Annotated in this window: 22 protein-coding genes; 13 read left to right on the top strand and 9 right to left on the bottom strand. The window is 64.0% G+C overall.

The window, feature by feature from the left end; translation table 11 throughout:
* Positions 1-211: 211 nt before the first annotated feature.
* Entirely contained in the window at positions 212-1,336 is a 1,125-nt protein-coding gene (locus AB7C87_RS07070; protein ID WP_369728727.1) for a M20 family metallopeptidase, read from the top strand.
* Between the two features lie 269 nt (positions 1,337-1,605).
* Positions 1,606-6,237, top strand: a complete 4,632-nt coding sequence (locus AB7C87_RS07075) for a PGF-pre-PGF domain-containing protein (protein WP_369728728.1) — start codon at positions 1,606-1,608, stop codon at positions 6,235-6,237.
* An 86-nt stretch (positions 6,238-6,323) separates the two neighbouring features.
* Here AB7C87_RS07075 and AB7C87_RS07080 read toward each other — a convergent pair whose 3' ends face one another.
* On the bottom strand, positions 6,324-6,647 hold the full coding sequence (locus tag AB7C87_RS07080; RefSeq protein ID WP_369728729.1) for a zinc ribbon domain-containing protein: 324 nt from the start codon (positions 6,645-6,647) through the stop codon (positions 6,324-6,326).
* 47 nt (positions 6,648-6,694) lie between these two features.
* Positions 6,695-7,051 (bottom strand): hypothetical protein, encoded by a 357-nt coding sequence (locus AB7C87_RS07085; RefSeq protein WP_369728730.1) that lies wholly within the window; start codon positions 7,049-7,051, stop codon positions 6,695-6,697.
* 131 nt (positions 7,052-7,182) lie between these two features.
* Here AB7C87_RS07085 and AB7C87_RS07090 point away from each other — a divergent pair, with 131 nt between their 5' ends.
* Positions 7,183-8,754, top strand: coding sequence for a carboxypeptidase M32 (locus AB7C87_RS07090; protein ID WP_369728731.1), 1,572 nt, complete (start codon positions 7,183-7,185; stop codon positions 8,752-8,754).
* A gap of 136 nt (positions 8,755-8,890) precedes the next feature.
* Here AB7C87_RS07090 and AB7C87_RS07095 read toward each other — a convergent pair whose 3' ends face one another.
* Entirely contained in the window at positions 8,891-9,829 is a 939-nt protein-coding gene (locus AB7C87_RS07095) for a DUF7351 domain-containing protein (RefSeq protein WP_369728732.1), read from the bottom strand.
* Between the two features lie 340 nt (positions 9,830-10,169).
* Between AB7C87_RS07095 and AB7C87_RS07100 the strand changes: the two genes are divergently transcribed.
* Genes AB7C87_RS07100 through AB7C87_RS07120 form a run of 5 tightly spaced genes read left to right on the top strand, consistent with a single transcriptional unit; the run spans position 10,170 to position 13,211 of the window.
* On the top strand, positions 10,170-11,402 hold the full coding sequence (locus tag AB7C87_RS07100) for a translation initiation factor IF-2 subunit gamma (protein WP_369728733.1): 1,233 nt from the start codon (positions 10,170-10,172) through the stop codon (positions 11,400-11,402).
* 23 nt (positions 11,403-11,425) lie between these two features.
* Positions 11,426-11,812, top strand: coding sequence for a type II toxin-antitoxin system VapC family toxin (locus AB7C87_RS07105; protein ID WP_369728734.1), 387 nt, complete (start codon positions 11,426-11,428; stop codon positions 11,810-11,812).
* On the top strand, positions 11,813-12,382 hold the full coding sequence (locus AB7C87_RS07110; RefSeq protein ID WP_369728735.1) for a DNA-directed RNA polymerase: 570 nt from the start codon (positions 11,813-11,815) through the stop codon (positions 12,380-12,382).
* 2 nt (positions 12,383-12,384) lie between these two features.
* Positions 12,385-12,582 (top strand): transcription elongation factor subunit Spt4, encoded by a 198-nt coding sequence (gene spt4 / locus AB7C87_RS07115; protein ID WP_369728736.1) that lies wholly within the window; start codon positions 12,385-12,387, stop codon positions 12,580-12,582.
* Positions 12,583-12,584: 2 nt separating this feature from the next.
* Entirely contained in the window at positions 12,585-13,211 is a 627-nt protein-coding gene (locus tag AB7C87_RS07120; protein ID WP_369728737.1) for a GTP-dependent dephospho-CoA kinase family protein, read from the top strand.
* A 142-nt stretch (positions 13,212-13,353) separates the two neighbouring features.
* Here AB7C87_RS07120 and AB7C87_RS07125 read toward each other — a convergent pair whose 3' ends face one another.
* Positions 13,354-13,572, bottom strand: coding sequence for a HalOD1 output domain-containing protein (locus tag AB7C87_RS07125; RefSeq protein WP_369728738.1), 219 nt, complete (start codon positions 13,570-13,572; stop codon positions 13,354-13,356).
* A 611-nt stretch (positions 13,573-14,183) separates the two neighbouring features.
* Between AB7C87_RS07125 and AB7C87_RS07130 the strand changes: the two genes are divergently transcribed.
* Complete coding sequence (locus AB7C87_RS07130; RefSeq protein WP_369728739.1) at positions 14,184-14,462, top strand: ribbon-helix-helix domain-containing protein; 279 nt, start codon at positions 14,184-14,186, stop codon at positions 14,460-14,462.
* A complete protein-coding gene (locus AB7C87_RS07135) occupies positions 14,455-14,718 on the top strand; it encodes a type II toxin-antitoxin system RelE family toxin (RefSeq protein ID WP_369728904.1) in 264 nt (87 codons plus the stop codon). The genes AB7C87_RS07130 and AB7C87_RS07135 overlap by 8 nt, the downstream gene beginning before the upstream one ends.
* Positions 14,719-15,306: 588 nt before the next feature.
* Here the strand turns inward: AB7C87_RS07135 and AB7C87_RS24245 are convergent.
* The 3 genes from AB7C87_RS24245 to AB7C87_RS07145 form a co-directional block, all read right to left on the bottom strand.
* The gene (locus AB7C87_RS24245; protein ID WP_502260076.1) at positions 15,307-15,483 is read right to left on the bottom strand and encodes a glycine zipper domain-containing protein; all 177 of its coding nucleotides are present in this window, start codon (positions 15,481-15,483) and stop codon (positions 15,307-15,309) included.
* 186 nt (positions 15,484-15,669) lie between these two features.
* The gene (locus tag AB7C87_RS07140) at positions 15,670-16,056 is read right to left on the bottom strand and encodes a hypothetical protein (RefSeq protein WP_369728740.1); all 387 of its coding nucleotides are present in this window, start codon (positions 16,054-16,056) and stop codon (positions 15,670-15,672) included.
* Between the two features lie 260 nt (positions 16,057-16,316).
* Positions 16,317-17,861 (bottom strand): ABC transporter substrate-binding protein, encoded by a 1,545-nt coding sequence (locus AB7C87_RS07145; protein ID WP_369728741.1) that lies wholly within the window; start codon positions 17,859-17,861, stop codon positions 16,317-16,319.
* Between the two features lie 192 nt (positions 17,862-18,053).
* Here AB7C87_RS07145 and AB7C87_RS07150 point away from each other — a divergent pair, with 192 nt between their 5' ends.
* From AB7C87_RS07150 to AB7C87_RS07160, 3 genes are all read left to right on the top strand, one after another.
* The gene (locus AB7C87_RS07150; protein ID WP_369728742.1) at positions 18,054-18,881 is read left to right on the top strand and encodes an alpha/beta fold hydrolase; all 828 of its coding nucleotides are present in this window, start codon (positions 18,054-18,056) and stop codon (positions 18,879-18,881) included.
* A gap of 129 nt (positions 18,882-19,010) precedes the next feature.
* A complete protein-coding gene (locus AB7C87_RS07155; protein ID WP_369728743.1) occupies positions 19,011-20,096 on the top strand; it encodes a geranylgeranyl reductase family protein in 1,086 nt (361 codons plus the stop codon).
* Positions 20,097-20,253: 157 nt separating this feature from the next.
* A complete protein-coding gene (locus tag AB7C87_RS07160) occupies positions 20,254-21,684 on the top strand; it encodes an MATE family efflux transporter (protein ID WP_369728744.1) in 1,431 nt (476 codons plus the stop codon).
* Between the two features lie 50 nt (positions 21,685-21,734).
* Here AB7C87_RS07160 and AB7C87_RS07165 read toward each other — a convergent pair whose 3' ends face one another.
* Positions 21,735-23,165 carry an FAD-binding oxidoreductase gene (locus AB7C87_RS07165; RefSeq protein ID WP_369728745.1) on the bottom strand — a complete coding sequence of 477 codons (1,431 nt, stop codon included), beginning with the start codon at positions 23,163-23,165 and terminating at the stop codon, positions 21,735-21,737.
* Positions 23,166-23,364: 199 nt separating this feature from the next.
* A complete protein-coding gene (locus AB7C87_RS07170; RefSeq protein WP_369728746.1) occupies positions 23,365-23,757 on the bottom strand; it encodes a hypothetical protein in 393 nt (130 codons plus the stop codon).
* Positions 23,758-23,831 lie beyond the last annotated feature (74 nt).

A 23,831-nucleotide genomic window follows, 5' to 3' on the forward strand; every position in this document is an offset into this window, starting at 1 on the left:
TGTGCCGTTCCCATCCGTACGAGTACTCTCTCGGGTTCGACGCCATTATCGTTAGCGGCTCCATGGACCGTTTTCCCACTCGTTGTGATTAATACACGAATATGTTCACCCAGTATGCGAGCCACTCGAGTCCGTTCTCGGCCCTTCTACGGACCTCGCCGATTGCTTTCGAACCCGACAGTATCAGGACCCTGGCGACGAATAATCGACTATGAGCGCCCCGGTTGCCGAGTTGACCCGCGAACTGGTTGCCGTTCCGAGCCACGACGACGAAACCGCCGCCGGTGACGTCATCGAGCGCTGGCTCCGCGAGGAGACGACCGCCGGCGTGACTCGAGACGGCGTCGGAAACGTACTCGCGCGCAAGCGTGCGGATGGGGCGCTACCAGAGGAATCGGACGACCGCCGATCGCTCGCGTTCGTCGGTCATCACGACGTCGTCCCGCCGGACGATTCACAGATCCGAGACGCCCCGGAGCCAGGCGAGTACGAGTACGTCGTCGAGGAGCGAAACGGTCGCATCTACGGGCGCGGGGCGGCCGACATGAAAGGTGCCGTCGCGGCCGCGATGCTCGCCTTCCGGGATGCAACGGCGCCCGACGGATCCGATCTCGTCTTCGCGAGTTTCGTCGGCGAGGAGGTCGGCGGCGTCGGCGCGCGCCACGCCATCGAGGAGGGGTTCGTCCCCGACTACGCCGTCGTCGGCGAGGGATCGACGAACTACTCGAAACCCGGCGTCACCGACGTCGTCGTCGCCCACCGCGGTCGCCGCGGGATCACCGTCACCTCCCACGGCGTCGCCTCCCACGCCAGCGAACCAGAAGCCGGCGAGAACGCCATCTACCGCGCCGCCGAGGCCGTCGAGCGCGTCCGCGACCTCGAGTTCCCGTCAGTCGAGGTGGCCGGCGAAAGCCTCTCGGGAAGCGTCGCCGTCACCGAGATCGACGGCGGCTCCGCCATCAACGTCGTTCCTGACCGGTGCTCGTTCACCGTCGACGAGCGGACCGTCCCCGGTGAACGGGCCGACCTCGAGGTCCTCGCGGAGATTCCCGACCTCGAGTGGACCGTCGACCAGGATCTACCGCCGATGCAATGCGACGACGAGGCGTTCGCCCAGGCGGTCCTCGAGTCGGCTCGAGACGTCCACTCCGGCGAGCCCGAACTCGTGACGAAACCCCACGCGACGGACGCCGGCTGGCTCTCTCAGGCCGGGACGGAGTGTGTGATCTACGGCCCCTCCGAACCCGGCGAGGCCCACACGAGAGACGAGAGCGTCTCGATCGCCGTCCTCGAGCGTTGCCAGGAGACCTACCGAGCGATCGCGGAGTCGTGGTGACGTCGAATTCGGTGCGTTCCGAACGACGCTGTCCATCCCGGACCTGCCAGACGACGCGTCCGACGCAGGACGTAGGTCTCACGCATAGTGTGCGCGAAAATAATATCAAGAATAATAAAACAGAAATCTATAAATTAACGCCCGCTGACTGACGGACAGTATGACTGATGGGGATGGGGAAAGTCATCGAATAGAGGGACGAACGACCGAGGGGGGACAGCTTCCGTCCTCGGCGTCTATTCATCGAACTAGTGACACGGTGTGTGTCGATGGGTGACGGCCGCGACGGACATCGGCCGAGCGTCCGAACGCTGGTCTGTCTTTCGGTGCTCGGTCTGTTGGTTCTGACGGCGGGGACGGCGATCGCACATCACGGCTCGGTATCGTTCGAGGACGATACGCCCGATCCGGACAACCGGGGCGTGAAATCGACGTACGTTCTCGAGTTCACCGAAGACGGAAACTGGCAACAGGGGAGCGTGGAGGAAGTTCGTCTCTTCTTCGGCGACGAGGCCGATCTGAGTCACGTCGACGAATCGTCGGTCTCGTTCGACTGGTACCTCTACGATTTCACGGGCGGTTCGTGGCACGAACAAAACGTCGTCGACGTGACCCACGGTTCGCCGACCGCGGCCGAACAGGACGAGACCGACACCGAGTGGGAGCAGGTGCTTCGTATCAGGATTGATCAGAACATCGGGCTCATCAATCCACAGGACTTCCGCGTGACGATCGACGATATCGGAAATCCGACGTCGACGGGAACCCACGAACTGGTGCTCAACACGTACTTTCAGGACGAGATCGTGACCAACCGGGATGGACCGGACGAGTCACACGACGAAAACGAGATTACCGCGTTTACGATCTCCGACTCAGAGGCGACCACCGTCGAGGTCGACGGACAGCCGGGGACGACGGCGGCCGGAGAGCCTATCGCCGGTCCGCCGACAGTGAGCGTGACCGACGCAGCAGGCGATCCCGTCTACGGCGTCGACGTTACCGCAACCGTCGTCGACGGAAGCGTCGACGGCGGCACCGAGACCGTCCCGACCGACTGGGTCGGAACCGCGACGTTCGACGACCTCTCGATCGAAGCCCCCGGCGAGTACGAACTCGAGTTCTCGATCGACGATGCCGATTCGGACGTCGCAGACGGCGACAGCGCTCGAACCGACCGGTTCACCGTCGAGCCCGGTCCCGCGGATTCGGTGATCGCTGACGCTCATCCGACGGCGACACAGACCGCTGGTGAACCGATCGACGGTGAGCCGAGCGCAGTGGTGACCGACTCGTTCGGAAACCCTGTCTCTGCGGTCTCAGTTTCCGTCGAAGCCGTCGTCGCGGACGGAAGCGTCGAGGCGGGGACGACGACGGTCGACACCGACGCCAACGGGACTGCCACGTTCGACGATCTGACGATCGAACACGCAGACGAGGGGTATCGCCTCGAGTTCTCGATCGACGGCGGGGACGGAAACGTCGACGCCAGCGCCAGCGACCGGACCGACGCGTTCACCGTCGAGCCGGCCGACGCGGCGTCGGTGTCGGTCGAAACCCAGCCCGGAAGCACTCAGGTAGCCGGCGAGATAGTCGACGACGAGCCGAGCGCGCTCGTGACCGATCCGTTCGGCAATCCGATCGCCGACGTCGCGGTCTCCGTCGCGAGCGACGGTGATGGCGCGTTAGCCTCCGGCACCACGACCAGAGACACCGACGCCACCGGGACTGCCACGTTCGACGATCTGGTGTTCGAGTTCGCGGCCGACGAGTATCGTCTCGAGTTTACGATCGACGGCGACGACGGTGGCGTCGCGAGCGACGATAGCGCACTATCTGATGTGTTCGCCGTCGAGCCGGCCGATCCGATCGAGTTCGATCTCTCACCGACGACCGCGACGGCGACCGCTTCGGACGAGTTCGGCGACGGCGACGAACTCGCCTACACGGTCGTCGTTCGAGACGAGTTCGAAAATCCCGTCCCCGGCGTCGAGTTCGAGTTCACCGACACCGGGACCGCGATCGCCGTCGATGGCGATCGAACTCTCGAAACTGACGGAGACGGAACTGCAACCGTTCGCCTCCAGTCGACGGTTGCACAGGCGAACGTGACGATCACCGCCACTCCCACGTCGGGAACGGAGCCGACGCTGACCGCCGTTGGAACCGTCGAACCGGCACCGCCCGACCTCCTCGAGGTGAGCAACGAGGTCGAGACTGCTGGCGATTCCGGGCAGATCGCGCTCACGCTCGAAGACGAGTTCGGAAACCGCCTCGCAGACGAGCGGGTCGACGTGGTAGACGACGACGGACTTTCGGGACTCGAGACGCCGATCGAGACGAACGAATCTGGCGAAGCGACCGCGAGTTTCCGGGAGGAGACGGCCGGCGAGTACGACGTCGCGTTCGAGGCGGGCGACGCCGACGCCGCCGCGACCGTACAGGTCGAGGCGGCCGACCCGGTCGGACTCGCGATCGTCGGCCAGCCGACGACGACCGCGGCTGGCGAGGCGATCGAAGACGACACAGGCAAGGAGATTGCCGTCGAGATTCGAGATTCGTTCGGCAACCGGGTCGGCGGCGAGACGACCGAAGTGACGCTGTCGCCGTCGGCGAACGACGTCGACCTCGTCGGTGACGCGTCAGTGACCACCGTCGGCGGCGTCGCGACGTTTTCCGGGCTCAACATCGAGACGGCGGGAACGTACGTTCTCGAGGCCGAGGCCGAGGGACTGGCCGGCGACGCGACGTCGCCGTTCACCGTCGAAGCCGCCGCCACCGAAAGCGTCGTCGTCACCGCCGACCCCGACGGGACGCAGACCGCTGGCGAGGTCATCTCGGACGATCCGACGGTTCGGGCCACGGACGCGTTCGGTAATCCCGTCGCTGGAGTCGCCGTCTCCGTCGAGGCGATCGACGGCGCGGGCGGGCTCTCGGGCGGCGAGACGACCGTCGAGACGATCGACGGCGTCGCGACGTTCGACGACCTCCGAATAACGGTCGCCGACGACGCCTACCGTCTCGAATTTTCCGTCGACGGCGACCACGGCAACGTCGCGGCCGACGGGGTGGTTCGAACGACACCATTTGACGTCGAACCTGCCGACACGAACTCGGTTACAGTCGTAACCGAACCTGACGGGACACAGACAGCCGGCGAGGCGCTGACCGACTCTCCGACAGTTCTGGCGTCCGACCGCTTCGGGAACCCCATCGCGAACAGATCGGTTACCGCGACGGTAAACGCCTCGACGTTCGCGAACGGCACGACGCAGGTGACGGCCCGTACTGGGTCCGACGGACGGGCGACGTTCGAGGGGCTGACCCTCGAGGCAAGCGGGACGTACGTCCTGCTGTTCGCCGCGGACGCCGGGGATCTGGCGACCACCGAGCCGTTTACCGTTGCGCCGGCGGCGACCGAAACCGTCCTCCTCGAACCGGCGGTCGAACGGTCGGTCGTTAGCGGTGAGACCCTCGAGTTCGACGCGACTGCCGTCGACGAGTACGCGAACGTCGTCGAGGACGACGAGACTGCGTTCGACTGGACGAACGCGACGGCGAACGGAACGTTCGACGAGACCGACCTCGGCACATTCGACGTGACCGCGGCGTTCGATGGCGTCTCGAACGCGACGACCGTGACGGTTCTGAAGCCCGCGAACTACACGGTGTCGATCACCGGAACGAACGCGCCGGTACGATCGGGGCGGACGCTGACGGTCGATGCGACGATCGAAAACGTCGGCGAGGTGTCCGGCGTGACGCAGGTGGAACTGATCGAGGGAGCGAACGCCACCGTCGACGATCGCAAGATCTCACTCGCGGCCGGCACACACGAGAACGTGACGCTCGGATGGGTGCCGACTTCGACCGACGTCGGATCGACGAACCTGACCGTTCGAACGGCGACCCACTCGACGACGACCGACGTCGAGGTCGAATCGCGGCCGCGGTCGTCCTCCGGCGGTGGTGGTGGAATGCCCATGGGCAGTCGTGACTCGCCCGAGGATGGCGAGACGGAGACGGCGGTCACCGTCGACGTCGAGGGAGCGAAATCGGGCGACGAAATCAGGGCCGATACCAGCGACCTCGAGACGGACGTTCCGTTCGACGGTCTCACGCTCGAGTTGGCTACGGATCGAGACGTCCGGATCACCCTCACGGGCGATAATTCCGAGGAGAAGGTCCCTCGTACCGTCGACGCGTTCGAAACCCAAACGGGAACCGTCTCGGCGGGGCACCTCGACGTCGAACACGATCTCACGCCCGAGGACGTCTCGACGGCCACCGTCGAGTTCGCTGTTCCGTTGTCGGTACTGGCCGAGCTGGACGTCGACCCGGCGGACGTCGAACTTCACCGACAGACAGGTGAAACCGGGAACTGGCAATCTGTTCCGACGACACACGTCGGATCCGACGGGACGGACGCCAGGTTCGAGGCGAGTTCACCTGCGGTCTCGTCGTTCGTCGTCGGAACCGGGGCGCCGATCGTCGAGGTTACCGACGCGACCCTCGAACACTCCCGAATCGACGTGGGTGAGTCCACGACGGTGAGTGCGACCGTCGAAAACCGCGGACGGAGTGGCGGCGATCGAACGCTCACGCTCACCGCGGACAGCGAGGAAGTTGCGACCCAGACGATCGATGTCGGCGAGGGGGCATCGGAGACGGTTACTTTCACATTCGAGCCGGCGTCGGCCGGGGAGTACGATCTCGCGATCGAATCGAGCGACGTCGGCACGCTCGTCGCCGAATCCCCGAACGCCGACGAGAACGGCGCGGAGCCGGACTCGGATGCGGATTCCGTCCCGGCCCCCTGGGCTACGCTCGTCGCGCTCGGCATCGTCGTGCTTTTCGTCGCCGGCCTCGGGTTGCGACTCGGGGCTCGTGAACTCGACTGACCGACGCGAGAGACTCCGTCAGTCACCACTCGAGACGAGTGCATCGGGCCGTCTACGGGTCGATCTGTCGAGGCAGAAAAACGCCGCTACTCGAGTGCGTCCTCGTCTTCGTCCGTTCTCGATTCGGCTTTCTCCGAATCTTGCGACTGGTCGACGCAATTTACCGGCTCTCGATCGGACGAATCGTCGGACGTACCACGGCCCGAATCCGTCGCTTCGGAGTTCGATCCGTCCACCGTTTCATCACGTTTGACGACCGCCTCGGCGCCACACTCCGGACACGGATCCTGTTCCGTATAGAAGCGCTCGCCGCAGTTCCGGCAGACGTAGGGTGCTCCCTCGTCGGCCGCCTGTTTCGCCTCGTGCGTGAACTTACCGACCTTTCGCCCGAGATCCTCGAAGAGCCCCATCGTCTCTGACTTGTCGCTCGAGCCGGAAAATGGTTCCCCGGGACGCCCTACGTTCCCGGGACGCCGACCGCACCGAACCCGGTGAGCCCGATCGCGGCGAGAACCCACAGCACGATCAGGACGGTGACCCAGGCGACGAGGCCGATCATCGCCGCGGCGGTCCAGTCGGCGGGATACCGGAGGTTGATGACCGCGACGTACACGAGCAACGCGAGTAGCGGCCCCAGAAACGGAATCCAGCCGACGAAGAAGCCGACGACCGCCCAGACGACCGCCCCGATCAGGGCGGTGACGACCGCGTGATCGAAATCGCCCGCACCGACGATCACGCGTGCGCCGACGTAGATGCCGACGGCGCCGAGTAACAGGCTTACGACGAATACGACTGCCGAAGCGAGAACCATACGCCAAACACGTCAACGAGTCGGAACAGGCTACGGCTTGCACGTTCCAGACGAGTTTACGCCTCGAGTCCCCGCCGAACCCGGTTCCGGAACCACGACGTTGATAGCGCCCGCTGTGCTATGGCCAAAAAATGGCAAGCGAGCAGACGCCGACCGAGACGGAGACGTCCGACGCGTTCGACGAGTTCGACAAACGCGTTCGGCGGCTATCGAACGTATCGAACGCCGCCGGTATCCTCCGCTGGGATCAGGAAGTCGTGATGCCCGAAGGCGGGACGCCCGCCCGCGCGAAACAGCTGTCGACGCTCTCTTCGATCCACCACGAGTTACTCACCGACGAAGAGACCGGACAGTTACTCGAGGAGCTCGAATCCAGCGATCTCGACGGCGAACGAGCCGCCGTCGTCCGCGAGACCCGCCGCCAGTACGACCGCGAGACCAGCGTTCCACAGGAACTCGTCGAGGAAATCTCCGAGACCACCGCCAACGCCCACCCCACGTGGAAACAGGCCAAAGCGGAGGACGACTTCGAAACCTTCGCGCCCGTCCTCGAGAAACTGGTCGACCTCAAACGGGAGTACGCCCACCACATCGATCCCGACGCCGACCCCTACGAAGTCCTCTTTTCGGACTACGAACCCTACATCGACCTCGAGACCGCTGAACGCGTCCTCGAGCGCCTGCGCGACGAACTCGTCCCGCTGATCGACGCGATCGACGACAGTAGGGAGGCGCGACGCGCCTCGGACAGTCGGACGCAGTCTGACGACTCCGACCTCGAGACCGACGCGTTCGCGGGAACGTTCGACGACGACGATCAGGAGGCACTCGCACGCGACGTGCTCGACTCGCTGGGCTACGACTGGGATCGCGGTCGGCTCGATACGGCACCGCACCCGTTCTCGTCGGGGACCCAATTCGACGCCCGCGTCACGACGCGATTCGAACCCGAGGATCTGCTCGGCTCGATCACGTCGACGATCCACGAGTTCGGGCACGCGAACTACACGCTCGGGCTCCCCGACGAGGGGTACGGAACGCCACTCGGCCAGGCTCGAGATCTCTCGGTCCACGAATCGCAGTCCCGGCTCTGGGAGAACCACGTCGGTCGCTCCCGGCCCTTCTGGGAGCATTTCCTGCCGATCGCCCGCAAGCGGTTCCCCGAACTCGAGGACGTGACGCCCGAGGGGGCCTACGAGTCCGCAAACCAGGTGTACGACGACAACCTCATCCGCGTCGAGGCGGACGAACTCACCTACCACCTCCACATCGTGATCCGCTTCGAGATCGAACGCGACCTGATCTCGGGAGATCTCGCGGTCGAAGACGTCCCCGAAGTCTGGAACGACAAGTACGAGGAGTACCTCGGCGTCCGGCCCGAGACCGACGCCGAGGGCTGTCTCCAGGACATCCACTGGTCTCACGGCTCGTTCGGCTACTTCCCGACGTACTCGCTTGGCTCCGTCCTGGCGGCCCAGTTGTACGCCGCCGCCGAGGACGAGCTTGGTGACCAAACCGACCACATCCGCCAGGCCGACTTCGAAGCCCTGAACGGCTGGCTCCGCGAGAACGTCCACCGCCACGGAAAACGGTACACGACCCAGGAACTGATCGAACGGGCCACCGGCGAGGAGCTCGCGGCCGATCCCTTCCTCGAGTACGTCGACGCCAAGTACGGCGAACTGTACGATCTCGAGTCCTGATACGGTTTACTGTCAGTCAGTTCCGGCGCACCCGCGAACTGGCGGCGGTTGCAACGGTGGACTCGCCGCACTCCTCCACCGAGACTCGTCTCACACGGTTCGACTCACCGCCGGGACATCGGTACAGGAATCCGTATCAGTCGCACGTTCGGACGTCCGTCTCGAGAACGTTCAACTCGTCGTCGATCTCGACACGGAGTTCGTCGCCGGCGAGCGGGATGCTCACCGCGAGGCGGTAGGGATCGCGCTCGAGGACGGTCGTGTGTCGGTCGGAGACACACCAGGGAAGCGTCCAGTAGGGGCGCTCGTCGAGGTAGACGCCGCGTTCGCGGTGGAAGGTGACGACCGCCGAGTGATCGAGCAGTCGGAGGCCGACCGCCGAACAGAGCATGTGTCCACACTGCTGGCACTCGTTGTCGACTCGGACGCCGACACCGAGACAGCACTCCCCCTCCTCGTTGATTTCGGCGCTCATCCGGCCGTTGCACTCCGGACAGACGCCGTCGGCCGCGAGACAGTGAAGGTGGCGCACCCGCTGGTCGAACGCTTCGGCGATCTCCTCGCGCGTTCGGTCGTTTAGGCCGCCCGGCGGGAACGGGTACTCGCCGTGACACTGCCCGCAGTCGAGACACTCGATGCCGAGCTGTTCGTCCGCGTAACTCGCCTGCAGGGGGCCACCACAGGAGACACAGGATCCCTGGACCGGGAACGGCTCGAGCGTCGGCGACTCGGTGAACGAGCCGGCCAGGATCGACCGGACGACCTTCTCGCCGGCGTGTTTGAACTCGTAGCCGTCGGTGGTCTCGCTGTCCTCCCCGTCCCCTTCGACTTTCCTGACGAAGTGTCCCGTCAACTGCTGGAGGTGGTAGTTAAATTGTGCGGAGTCGCGCATCTCGACGGCGCGTCGAAGCTCCGAGAACGAAACGGGGCGCTCGTCGGCCGCCCACAGCGCCTCGAGGATCGCGAGTCGCGTCTCGTTGCCGATCAACGCGAACGCCTCCGCCGGTTCGAGACAGTCGGTACACTCGAGCAGACCCTCGTCGCCGGGTTCGCTCGAGACGTCGGATCGACTCATACTCGATACACGACGGCAACCGTAGAAAACGTTCGCTCAAATGCATTTTTGTAACGTAGGAGACACGAAGACGCGAGAGGCGTGTTTCGAGGACGCTGGCGTCAGCGAGTTCGCGACACGAAGCGTCTCGACTCGCGACAGGGCGTCTCGGGCGCGGTCTCGGGCGGTCAACTCCGGCGAAACTGGAAGCGAGCACGGTCAGCATCGACACTCGTGGCTCGACGACGGTCGTGATGGATGGCAGGTATTCGTCGGCAATCGTCGTGGACTCGAGCGCTTTCAGAACAGTAGGTTTATCAAGCGCACGGCGGAACCTCTATCTAAGATTACTCACCGTCTTATGGCAGGAAATCGACAACCGGAGGTGAACATCGGGCTCGTCGGTCACGTCGACCACGGCAAGACGACGCTAGTGCAAGCGTTGAGCGGCTCGTGGACGGACCAGCACTCAGAGGAGATGAAACGCGGCATCTCCATCCGGCTGGGCTACGCCGACGCGACGTTCCGCCACTGTTCCGGCGTGGACGAACCCGAGTGTTACACCGTTGAGGAGGAGTGTCCGGACGGCTCAGAGAGCGAGCCGCTTCGGACCGTGTCGTTCGTCGACGCCCCGGGGCACGAGACCCTGATGGCGACGATGCTTTCTGGTGCGTCGCTGATGGACGGCGCGGTGTTGGTGATCAGCGCCAGCGAGCCGGTCCCCCAGCCCCAGACCGAAGAACACCTGATGGCACTCGACATCATCGGGATCGACAACATCGTCATCGCCCAGAACAAGGTCGACCTCGTCGACAGCGACACCGCACGACAGAACTACGAGGAGATCCAGGAGTTCGTCGAGGGAACCGTCGCCGAAGACGCCCCCGTCGTCCCGATTTCGGCGGGCCAGGAGGTCAACATCGATCTGTTGATCCAGGCGATCGAAGCGGAGATCCCCACGCCGGATCGCGATCCGGACACCGATCCCCGGATGCACGTCGCCCGCAGTTTCGACATCAACAAACCGGGAACGAGCGCCGCCGACCTCACCGGCGGCGTCCTCGGCGGGAGCCTGATCCGGGGCGAACTCGGAGTCGACGACGAGATCGAGATCCGCCCCGGCCGCGAGATCGAAGAGGGCGGCAAATCGGAGTACGTTCCGATCGAGACGACCGTCCGTTCGCTCCAGGCGGGCGGCGAAAGCGTCGAGACGGTCACGCCCGGCGGATTGCTCGGCGTCGGCACGGGACTCGATCCGTCGCTGACGAAAGGCGACGCGCTCGCGGGCCGGATCGCCGGGCCGCCGGGATCGCTCCCACCCACCTGGGACAGCTTTACGATGGACGTCGATCTGTTAGAGCGCGTCGTCGGCCTCGACGGCGGCGAAGCGGTCGAGGAGATCAGCACCGGTGAACCCCTGATGATGACCGTCGGGACGGCGACGACCGTCGGCGCGGTCACGAGCGCCCGCGAAGGCGAGTGCGAGGTCAACCTCAAGCGACCCGTCGCGGCCGAACCCGGCGCGAAGATCGCGATCAACCGTCGGATCGGCGCACGCTGGCGCCTCATCGGCCTCGGAACGTTGCAAGGTTAAACCGGATACCCGAGAAGACTGAAATGAGTACGCGGGTCGCCCTCGATACGAGCGCATTGATGATGCCAGTCGAACTCGACGTTCGACTGTTCGACGAACTCGAGCGACTCCTCGAGGCGTTCGAACTCACGACACCACAGTCGGTTATCGAGGAGCTTCGGCGGCTCTCGGAGAAAGGGGGGACGGAGGGGACGGCGGCGAACGTCGGCCACGATCTGGCGACCGAACGCTGTCTCGTCGTCGACACCGAAGCGTCGTACGCCGACGACGCGCTCGTCGAACTCGCCCGCGAGGGCAACGTCGACTACGTCGTCACGAACGATCGCCCGCTTCGCGACCGGATCCTCGAGGCAGGTGTACCGGTAATTGCATTACGCGGGAGAAACAAGCTAGCGATCACTCGACCATAGATGTACAAACGGGTCAGATTGAAGGATACGGTGGAAGTACCGCCCGAGGAGCTCGGCGACGTCTCGCCGAACCTCGTGAAGCGACTGCTACAGGACAAACTCGAGGGGCGCATGGACGAGGAGGTGGGAAGCGTCGTCTCCGTCACCGAGGTACACGACATCGGTCAGGGGACGGTCCTGCCGAACCGCCCCGGCGTCTACTACGAGGCCGACTTCGATGCCGTCACGTTCGACCCCCAGATGCAGGAGGTCGTCGACGGCACCGTCGTCGAGGTCGTCGAGTTCGGCGCCTTCGTCGGGATCGGTCCCGTCGACGGCCTGCTCCACGTCTCCCAGATCTCCGACGAGTATCTGGCATTCGACAGGGACAATCAGCAACTCGCATCGAACGAGTCGAACCGCACGCTCGGCGTCGAAGACGCCGTCAGAGCCCGGATCGTCACCAAGAGCATCGACGAGCGGAACCCGCGTGACTCGAAGATCGGGCTCACGGCGAAACAGCCCGGACTCGGCAAGCACGGCTGGCTCAAAGACGAACACGAGAAGCAGGAAGCGACCGCAGGTGAGTAACGATGGCCTCGAACCGCATCGTCTGTCGTGAGTGTCACCGGGTCAACGATCCGGACAACGAAACCTGCGACGCCTGTAACTCGTCGTCGCTGACCGAAGACTGGGCCGGCTACGTCGTCATCGCCCACCCCGAGGAGAGCGAAATCGCGACCGAGATGCAGGTCACCGAACCGGGCGCGTACGCGCTGAAAGTCCGGTAACCGTGACCGCAGACGACCGGACGCCGTCCGACAGTCCAAACCGTAATTCGACGACGGCCGCTGTCGCGACGGACGGCGCTGGCGACGACCGCGGATACGAGCCCCTGCTGTTCCTTCCGAACGACCTTCGCGACGAGTTCAAAGAGCCCTTCGGGCCGCTCGAGACCGACGCCGAAATCCTCCTCGAGTCGGTCGACGGCCCGCTGGTCGCGGTCGGCGACGTCGTCACCGACCACTTCTTGCGGGCGGGTCGCGAACCCGACGTCGCGCTCGTTGACGAACGCACCAAGCGCCGCGAGGTGGACGAGGAAATCCGCGAGCGCGTCGCCGCGGAGCCGGATCTCGAGGCCGAGAACCCGCCCGCCGAAATCTCCGCGGACGCCGTCCGAACGTTGCTCGAGGCGCTCGCACTCGAGGAGCCGACGACCGTCCTCGTCGATGGCGAAGAGGATCTGCTGGCGCTCCCGGCGATCGTCGCCGCCCCCGAAGGCGCGAGCGTCGTCTACGGCCAGCCCGACGAGGGGATGGTCCACGTTCGCGTCTCCTCGGAGAGGAAATCGGAGATGCGGGCGTTGCTCGAGCGCTTCGAGGGCGACACGGAGCGGTTCTGGCGACTGCTCGAGCGCTAGCCGGCGGTGGTCACGGTCCGGCTGATCACGATTTGTCTCGTACTGACGGATAGCGAACGCGCTCGAGAGTTCTCGGACGGAGAGCGCACCGATCCGAGCCGAGGAGAAAAAAACTGTGGACAGCACTGCCGACCGGCGGTAGTTACCGATCTTCGTCGATCACCTCGACCTCGAGCGGCCGAGGACCGATCACAACCTCGTATCCCTCGTACTCGAAGCGAACCGTGACGTCGGCGGGAGACTCGAGCAGCGCGGTTAGCGCGTCGGTATCGACGGCTTCGTACAGCGGCGGGAGGCTCGTCCCGCGACGGCCCTCACGGGCCGCGACACGAGCGAGTGCCGTGGCGAGTGCTGGGTGCATCGTGATCGGGGGTGAACGCGATGATCGTCGTCTCGAACGCTGCCTCGCAGTCGGGGCAAGTGATCGTCCCGTCGGTGGTTGCCGTGCGTATGTCGGTGCCACAGTCGCAGTGTATCGTGAGTCGTGTCATGCGTAGCTCCGTCTCGAGACCCACGTAACGGAGCACAACTCACCGTAGAACCAGCAGTATGCGACATTGACTCGGTAGAACCGAGGGATTAGACTGGTTCGGCGACACGTCGGCAGGTCTTTATTTCGCCGCCGACAATCGTGAGTTGCCTCCGCTACGCGGAGGTCGTAGCGAGCCGGAGTCCTGGTTGGAGCCACTGACTCCGGCTCATGCGCACTTTCAGTGCGCGTCTATTGCTTGTTCAACCAACGTAAAGAACGTTAGGATACTGACTGTTGGCTGTGCTGGGATGGTAGCGTAGACGGCGGGCGGGCGGACGCTCGAGTTCGTCGGCTCTTTCGAGGCGCGTCGGCTTCGTTCCTGATTCAGTTGAGCGACCCGGGATTTGTGGTCGGTATGAAATAGTCTTGCTCGTATCGACTATCACGGGCTGGCAGAACAAGGCAAAGGTCTATTTGTGAGACGCTCGTCTCACACAGTGATGAGTACTGACACCAGGGACACCGACGACAACGGCACCACCAAGATCGATGTCCGTGTTCCGAAACGGCTCCTCGAGGAGATCGACGAGGAGTACGAGCGTCGGGGTTACACCTCGCGGTCGGAGGCGATCCGCGACGCGCTTCGCGACTGGACCGATCCGCCGACGAGGCTCTCCGAAGAGACGCTCGAGGCGCTCGAGAAGAGTCGCGAACAGCGAGAGCAGGATGAAACGCAGTCAGCCGACGACGTTCGCGAGCGCCTCGGTCTGGATGACTGACGTCGAGTACACCGAACAGGCGATCGCTCACCTCGAGAGTCTCGATCCACAGGCGGCCGATCGCGTGATGAACAAGGTCGACGAGGCGACTGACTGGACCGAGCACCGACTCGAGCGACTCTCCGGCTACCCATACTACAAACTCCGCGCCGGTGACTATCGTGCGATCATTACGTGGGACCGCGACGGCGACGTTCTCATCGTCGAGGCGGTCGGCCATCGGCGGAACGTGTACGATCGACATCTGCCACCGTGACTGACCTTCCGCTCCGGCTCTGCGGACTTTACGTGCACACCCATACATTATTCAACCAACGTGTGGAATGTTAGGATTCTGACTCTTGGTTGTGCTTGGGATGATGGCGTCGACAGCGGGCAGACGGATGCTCGAGTTCGTTGGCTCTTTCGAGGCCACGTTGGCGTCGTTCCTGATCCAGGTGAGCGACCGAGTATTCGTGGTCGTTCTGAAATAGTCTGGAAGAGGCTTGCCTGTCTCGACTATCGATACCACGACGAAAGCCCTCGCCGCGCTCGCGCGGCCAGATGGCGCGCTGGCGAGGGGGCCGGACACTGCGAGGACGCCCCGCTGATCCGCGTGGTCTTCGCGAACGGAGTGAGACGAGGATCGCAGCGAGTCTCGACTCGATCGAATCGGGGCGTTCTCCATCGTGTACTTCCCATCACATCTCGAGAAAACGGGACTCGAGGCGTGTACAACCGTCGGTTTTCGCGTACTGGGACTCGAGACTCGAGACACTGTGAATATATAATAAACCCAATAGGTGTCCCAGTATGGACACTCCGCGTGCGACGTGACCGCGACGAGGTTTTGGAGGTGATTGAACTATCCACCTGCTTGACTCCATGCGGCACCGAGCGCAATTCCGATCCCCATTCCCACAGCGATCCACAATGCCATATCATCCATTGCAACGCCGAGAGCCACTCCGATACCTGCCCCAACTGCAATTCCTAGCCCCATCTTATTCCGGGGTCCGTTTTCGCCCTCCTCGTTAGACATGCACGTTACACTCGATTCATCGGTCGATAACTGTATTCTCTGCCCCTCCCGTTCGTCGGATACTCACAGGGAGAGTGTCGAACTGTTTCCAGCTCGAAGAGGACGTCTACGAGTGGTTCAAACCGAACGATGAAATTCCCGCGACTCTAATGCGGTTGCGCCGGAAATGACGTCCAGCAGATCATTTCAATCGTTGAGAAGCACTACAGAGGCTACCTGGGACAACGTCATTCCCCACAAAAATGCAACTCCAAAGTGGGCAAGAGGCGCATACTGAACAACTGGCAGAAAGATCCAGGAGAAGAGATACACCGAACCGAGAGCAATCAAGAGCGCCAGCAACTGCTGTCGTCCAGTGAATCGATCAGTGTCTATGCGGGAAAGTGTGACGTCCACAGCAACGCCGAAGAACAATCCTCCAGTGACAGTAGCAATCATCACTTCGTGTGAGACGACTGTTCGTGCGTCACTCGGAATGAACAAGAGTGCGGAGACTCCGGCGATAAAGAACACCTGTCGCCAGACACGTGATCTGCCTTTTGTATGGCTCCTTGAAAGTGTGTTTGATGCCATTATTTTCACCTTTATTGATTACTCCCATCATATTTCATTGGAACTGTGGAATTCGTTTCGCTATTATAAATCAATTGGTACACACGTATTCGCCGTGTCTTATCGTCATCTCCTTCAATATTACGTCCCCACCACACATGAAATTTGATAGTGATGGTTGTGCGTCTTCCGGTGGGCGAGTGAGCGAGTGCAACGAGCGGCGAGTCGATCGAGACGGACGCGACGGGGGCGTCGGGCTGGCTACCGAACGGATTCGACGATCACTGAAGCTCGACGCGCTCGAGGTGGAACGAGTACTCGGTCGGGTGGTGATCGTAGCCCGAAAGCTCCGATCTCGTCGCGACGACCATCTCGTAGTAGGTCAGAAACGAGATCGGCGCTTCCGCCATCGTGATCGCCTGGACCTCGTCGTAGATCTCCGTGCGTCGCTCTCGGTCACCGACGGCGGCGCGGCCCTCCTCGAGTAACTCGTCGACGGTCGAGTTCTCGTAGCCGTGGTGTAAGCCGCCTTCCTCGGAGTGGTACATGTAGGCCAGCCGGTCCGGATCGGCGGGCCAGCCGTAGACGTTCGCGGACCAGATGATCGCGTCGGCGTCGCTCTCCGCCCGGTCGTGAATCGCGGACACCTCCAGAACCTCGACGTCGACGTCGAAGCCGACGTTGCCGAGTTGATCTTGAAGCACCTCCCCGATATCCGGAAGAGCCGGCCGGTTAGGATACGTGATGATGGTGATCGCGAGGTCGTCGCCGTCCTTCTGCCGAACCGAACCCTCCTCGCCGGTCCACCCCGCTTCTTCGAGGAGTTCGCGCGCACGATCCGGCTGGTACCGATGCGGGTCGAGATCGTCGTTCGCCCACTCGATCGTCGGCGGGTACGGTCCGATCGCCGGCTCGACGTATCCCTCGAGCAAGTCGTCGGCGATGGCCTCGCGATCGATCGCGTAGCTGGCCGCCAGTCGAACGCGCTGGTCGTCGAACGGTTCGAACCGGTTGTTGAACTGGACACACCGCATTCGGGGAATCTCGTAGATTTCGACGTCGACGTCGTCGGCCGACTCGAACCGATCGACCGCGGAGACGGGTAGCACCTGCCCCATCTCCACGTCACCGTTTTCCACCTGTAACGTGCGCGTCTGATTGTCTGGAACACCCTCGTAGACGGCACCGTCGATCGACGGCACGGTCCCGTGGTACTCCTCGTTGGCCGTCACGGTCACGCGTTCCCCCGACTCCCACGAGTCGAACGCGAAGGGGCCCGTTGCGACGAGCGTCTCGATATCCCCCTCGTCGTCGAACGACTCGGGGCCCACGATCGCCGCTTCGTGACGAGCGACGTGTGCCGGGAGCGGTGCGAAGGGCCGTTCCGTCCGAACCTCGACGGCGTCCTCACCGTCGGCACGAATCGAATCGATCGGTACCTCTGCCATCGTCGGATCGTCGAACGTTCGCTCGAGTGCGGTGGCCGCCGCCGCGGCGTCGAGCGGTTCCCCGTCGTGAAACTGGACGTCGTCTCTGAGCTCGAACACCCAGGTGAGATCGTCGTCTTCGACGTGCCAGGAGTTCGCTAGACTCGGCGCGAGTTCGGCGTCGAAATCGATCCGCAAGAGCGACTCGATGACACCGATTCGGCGCAGAATCGTGCCATCGACGATCGGGTCGATCGACGAGGGCGTCAGCCGGGATGCGACGCGGACGATGCGCTCGTCGGACCCGTCACCAAACGCGGTACATCCCGCAAGAGCGGTAGCGGCTCCCGTCCCCGCAGCGAGTGCAAATCCGCGGCGAGAAAGGGTATTGCTCGTCACTCGATGAGTCTCGTCTTTCCGCTGAGATCGGTCTGTCTTTCGCACTATTAGCAAATATCTATACTAGAGTAATAAGAACTATTATTCTATATCCGTCTCCTAACAATATTCGAACCCCCCTTCGAGCGGTTGTACCCGAAATACGAGTCCCCCCGGCGGAGAGTTTACGGTTACACCTAGCGTGTTATAAATGTGTCACGTAGCGAACCCACTGCCGACTGGGGCGATCCTCACGTCCTCGAGCGGTCGGGGTCGCGGGTTCACTACTGGATCGTCGGACCGACCGACGGGCCGGTCGTGGCGTTCACGCACGGCGCGTCGGTGGATCATCGCATGTTCGAGTCACAGCTCTCCGCGCTCGTCTCGGCGGGATACCGGATGCTCGCCTGGGACGTCCGGGGCCACGGTCGATCGAAGCCGATCGGAGACGAGTTCACGATCCCGGCCGTCACGAGCGACCTCCTGGCGATCCTCGAGCGCCTCGAGGTCGACGAGGTGACCCTCGTCGGCCACTCCTTCGGGGGGTACGTCTCCCAGGAGATCGCGCGCCGCCGTCCCGACCGAACGAACGCGCTCGTGGTCGTGGGCGCAACGGACGGCAGTCACCCGCCGTCGACGCTCGAGCACGCCACGCTCCGACTCTCGCCGTACCTGTTCCGGATTTGGCCGGACGGACACCTTCGGCGAGTCATCGCGGAGAACACGGCGGAGACGGACGCGACCAGAGAGTACGCAGCGACCCGACAGCTCTCGAAAGCCGAGTTCCTGACCGTCTGGAAAGCGGTCGCCACCTACTTTCAGTCGGCGTCGGACGCCCCTCTCCGGGTTCCCTTGCTCGTGGTCCACGGCGCCGAGGATTCGACGGGGACCGTAGCGAGAGACGCCGCCGCGTGGGGCGAACGGGAACCGGATTGCTGGTACGAGGCGATCCCCGACGCCGGACACAACGCGAACCAGGACGACCCCGAACGGTTCAACGCCGTCTTGCTCGAGTTCCTCCGCGAGCACGTGACGCCGTGAAATGACGCCCTACTCCTCCTCGCGAGCACGTGCCATCCTGAGCGTCGCCGTAGGTGTGCGTCGCCGCGGTCGAGACGAGCCGTGTAAACGCAACAAGGATATTTACCGACCGGCGTGAACGTGACCGGTATGTACGATTTCGTCGTCGTGGGCGTGGGACCGGCCGGAGCGCGATTTTCGAGGCGGGCCGCGGAGAACGACTACGACGTGCTGGCACTCGAGAAGGGGGAGATCGCCAGGCCGCTTGCCTGCTCTGGTCACGTCAGCACCGATCTCTGGAACTTCACCGGCGCGGGGGCACGCGAGGAGCTGTTCCAGAACGAGGTCTACGGCGCGCGGTTTCACGTCGGCGGCCCCCACAGCGACGCCCATCCATTCTACAAGCGCGAGGTCGCTTCCAACGTCATCGACCGCGTCGGACTGGATCGACACCTCGCCGACCTGGCGCGCGAGGCGGGCGCCGACGTCCGCGAGGAACACACCGTCACCGACGTTCGCGAGCACCGCGATCGCGTCGAGGTCGTCGCGAACGGACCCGACGGCACCGAGACGCTCGAGGCGAAGATGGTCGCGGGCTGTGACGGCCCCCGCTCGCGGGTTCGAGACGAACTCGGACTCCCGCAACCGGGCGAGTTGCTCCACGGCGTCCTCGCCTTCTCCGAGGAGGACGATCACGACGACTTCGTCGACGTCCACCTCACCGCACCGACGTTCTTCGCCTGGCGCATCCCCCGCGGCGAGGCGGGCGTCGAATACGGACTCGCGGCGCCGCCGGGCGTCCAAGTCACCAAACACTTCGAAGAGTTGATCGACGGCTACGAGATCGACGTCTCTCACCGGTGTTCGGGCGCGATTCCCATCGGCGCACCCGAGCGGGTGACGAGCAGACGGGCGTTCCTGATCGGCGACGCGGCCGCTCAGACCAAACCCTTTACCGGCGGCGGCATCCTGTACGGGATGACCAGCGCCGACCACGCCGCCCGCGAGATCGATCCCGACCGACCCGCGACGCTCGCCGCGTACGAACACGCCTGGCGGGCGGATCTCGAGCGGGAAATGGAACTCGGCCACCTGATCCGTCGAACGTACTCGTTTCCGGAACCGATCCAGCACATCGGGCTGTCGGCGGCCTCAGGCGAGATCGGCGTCCACATGGATCGGCCGACATCACTGGCATCGATCGATCACGTCAAGGCCGTACTCTCGCGACTCTGACGGTCGACCGACTACTCCCGAATCAGCGACCGCCAACTCACAGTCGTGCCCACGCTCGTAATCGGACCCACGCTCGTAATCGGACCGAAACCGACGTGCCCAGGAGAATCGACGGCAAGCGATAGATGGAAGGCGGCGGTGGCGAAACGGTCCGACGATGGAACGTCGGGATGGGGCCGTGATCGCCGTCGTCGGCAGGCTCCTCGAACGAATGGGGATCATCGACGCCGAGCGCTTTCGGCGAACGGCGGACCTCGCCTGGCCCCGGATCATCACCGGCTTCGCGATCATGTCCAAGCAGACGGCCGACCTAGCGATGGTCGGAATTGCCGTCGGGACGGCAGGAACCGCGGGGATGGCGTTCGCACTCGCCTACTGGGAGATCGTGACGATGATCGGGCTGGGGCTTGCGGGCGGGACGGTCAGTCTCGTCTCACAGAACTACGGCGGCGAGGAGACCGAGCGCGCGTCGCTGGTGGTCGGACAGAGCGTCCTTTTGGTGTTCGTCCTGGCGACGCCGATGATGGCCGCGTTCGTCTTCCTCGCCGGACCGATGATCGGCCTGTTCAGTCCGAGCGCCGAATCGTTCTCCCACGGCCGCACCTACCTCGTCTTCGTCGCACCCGCGATCGGTTTCGAGATGCTCAACCTGATCGCCAGTCGCACCTACACCGGCGTCGGCGACACGTTTACCGAGATGGTCGCTCGAGCCGGCGGCGCCGTCCTCAACATCGTCTTGAGCGCCGTTCTCATCTTCGGCTTCGATATGGGCGTCGCGGGGGCGGCGATCGGCACCACCGTCTCGACCGGCGTCGTGACGGTGGTCCTCGGCTGGGGAATGGTCGGCCGGTCGTACGGCAGTCTCGGCATGGAGCCGAGTCCCGTTCCGATCACGCGCGCCGCGGTCGGATTCGAGCCGGCCATCCTCCGCCAGATCGTCGAAATTTCGGCCCCGGAGATCGGACGCCGTCTCGCCCAGGGGATCATCGTCTTCCCGCTCCTGTGGATCGCCGCCACGTTCGGCCCGGTGATCGTCACGGCCGTCGAGGTCGGCCGCCGGATCCGGAGCCTGCTCAACAGCGTCAACTGGGGGCTCGGACTCGCCTCGAGTTCGCTCGTCGGTCAGCGACTCGGCGCCGGCGAGGAGGACGAGGCCGGCGCCTACGGTCAGGCGATCGTCCGGCTTTCGCTCGTGATCTACGTCGGGCTCGCCCTCGTGGTCGTCGTCCTCGCGGAGCCGATCGCGAGCCTGTTCGTCGGGAGCCCGGAAGAGGCCGCCCAGGCCGGCGCGTTCGTCGCCGTCGGCGCGATCAGCGCGATCGGCATGGGCGTCGACGGCGCGGCGGCCGGCGCGCTCCTCGGCGCGGGCGACACCCGCCTGCCGTTCGTCGCCTCGTTGATCGGGCGCTACCTGTTCGCGTTGCCGGTCGCCGCACTCGGCCTCGTGACGCCGCTTGGCGTCGCCGCGCTCTATCTTGCGTTCTTGCTCGAGACGTACGTTCCCGGCGGGATCAACTACTGGCTGTTCCGACGGGGGCGCTGGAAGGAAGTGAGCCGGCGCTACCGCACCTCGGCGGAGTCGAGTTGAGGTAGACGTGCGAGGAGTTGGGACGGAACCGGCTCGAAACGGACGAACGCTTACTCCTCTGCTCGCGGAGCGATAGCACCATTCGCGGGGAACAGGGTCTCCGGATCGTACGTCGTCTTCAGGTCGACCAGTCGCTCGTAGTTCTCTCCGTAGAGCTGTGTGGCGGGATCCTCGTTCAGCCCCGGAAAATTTCCGTACCCGCCGGAGGCGGTCGAGAGTTCTCGAGCCTCGGCGATCCCTTCACGAGCCCAGTTGACGTTCACGTCGTCGTCATCGGACTCTGGCCAGTTTGCTTCGAAGTTGAGCATGTAGGGTTTATCCCGGTGCCAGAACGCGGTCTCGTTCCGGGAGACTTCGGCGACCGCATCGCCCAGGTGCCAGAGATCGATCGTCGAGAGCGACGACGGTGCGTCCTCGGTGTACCGGATCACGAGGTCGACCACCTCGTCGGTGATCTCGGTGAGGTAGACCGACTTCCAGTAGTATCGCAACCCATCCGGATAATCCTCGTCGAGCATCGACTGGAGGTCGACGTACGCCATCGGCCCGCTAAGGTCCGCAATTGGTGTCGCGGCGTCTACCAGCGGCCGGAACACCCTGTCAGCATCGTCGAGATCGCCGCGGAACGAGCCGAAAAATGCAAGCGCCGGGTCGCCCCACGACCCCTCGGGAAACTCCTCGAGTTCCGGGACGTGGGCGGTAAACGCGAGAACGCCCGCTTCCCGCGGGGCGGCTTGGATCCACTCCCGGTAGGCGCTTATCACCGGCGCCGCGTCGTCGACGTCGAACCACGTGAACAACGCGTACACTTCGGGTCCGACGTCGTGAAGGGCGTACTCGAAGGAGGTGACGACGCCGAACGCACCGCCTCCACCGCGAATCCCCCAGAAGAGATCCTCGTTTCGGTCGGCACTCGCCGTGTGGACCGTCCCGTCGGCCGTCACGACGTCGACGCTAACCAGGTTGTCGAGGGCCAGTCCGTACTGGCGGCTCAGGTGACCGTAGCCGCCGTTGAGCGTCAGCCCGGCGACGCCAGTCTGGGAAACGGCACCGAGCGCCGTCGCGAGGCCGAACAGCTGGGTTTCGGCGTCGACGTCACCCAGCGTCGCGCCGCCTTCGACCCGCACCGTCCGCGCCTCGGGGTCGACCCGGGCACCGTTCATGTCGGTGAGATCGACGACGATGGCGCCGTCGCGGACGGCCGTTCCGGCGACGTTGTGGCCGCCGCCACGAACCGATACCTCGAGACCCTGCTCGCGGGCGAAGTTTACGGCCGCCACGACGTCAGCGGTGCCAGCACAGCGGACGACAATCGCCGGATACCGGTCGATCATTCCGTTCCAGATCTGCCGGCTTCGATCGTACTCCTCGTCCGTGGGGAAGACGAGGTCGCCGGAACAGTCGGCTTCGAACGATTGAATCGCGTCGCTCGGAAGATCGGCGAGTACTCTCGCTCCCGGTGTACTATCCGTTGTAGCCATGCATCACGGTACGTCGCCGAAGACGATAATAGAGTTTGGAAATTTATATGATAATCAATTATTTAGATAGGTGGCGGTTACGATGGGGCGCCAAATCGAACGCCGGCGAGAGAACGAGGTGGCCTGACAGCCTCCGTTGACACGGCCCGACGAGTGTCCACGAGTTTCGATGCGGTGTCCTCGGCGCACGACGGGACCGTCACCGATCTCCCAGTATCCCGCACGCGATCGCCTCGGGGTCGACGATCTCCTCGTCGTCGACCGCATCGGGGGATAACAGGAGGATCGTATCGTCTGGCATCCCCGCCTCGACCCGGACCGGGCGTCCGAGTCGCTCCTCGAGTTCCTCGCGGTCGTCGATCTCGAACTCCCGCTCGGTGAGGAGTTCGGCGTTCGCACGCGAGAGGACGAAGACGAGTTCGCCCGATGTTCCCCCCTCGCTCTCTGCCGTCTCGAGCAAAATCGCGAGCGAGTCGGGTTCGACCGACTCGAGCGAGCGGATCGTCACGCGCTCGGTGTCGGAGCCGGCGGCGTCACTCGACTGCGTGCGAACCCGTGACGTGAGTTCCTCGAAGTCGGTACTCGAATCCATACCGATGGTCGAACCGCGCCGTCCTTCAGCGTGTGGCCGGCCAGTTCCGGTCACGGGCGAATTTGGTTGTTCTC

Origin of the sequence: Natrarchaeobius versutus (assembly GCF_041205745.1) — an archaeon.
In the GTDB taxonomy this organism is placed as follows: domain Archaea; phylum Halobacteriota; class Halobacteria; order Halobacteriales; family Natrialbaceae; genus Natrarchaeobius; species Natrarchaeobius versutus.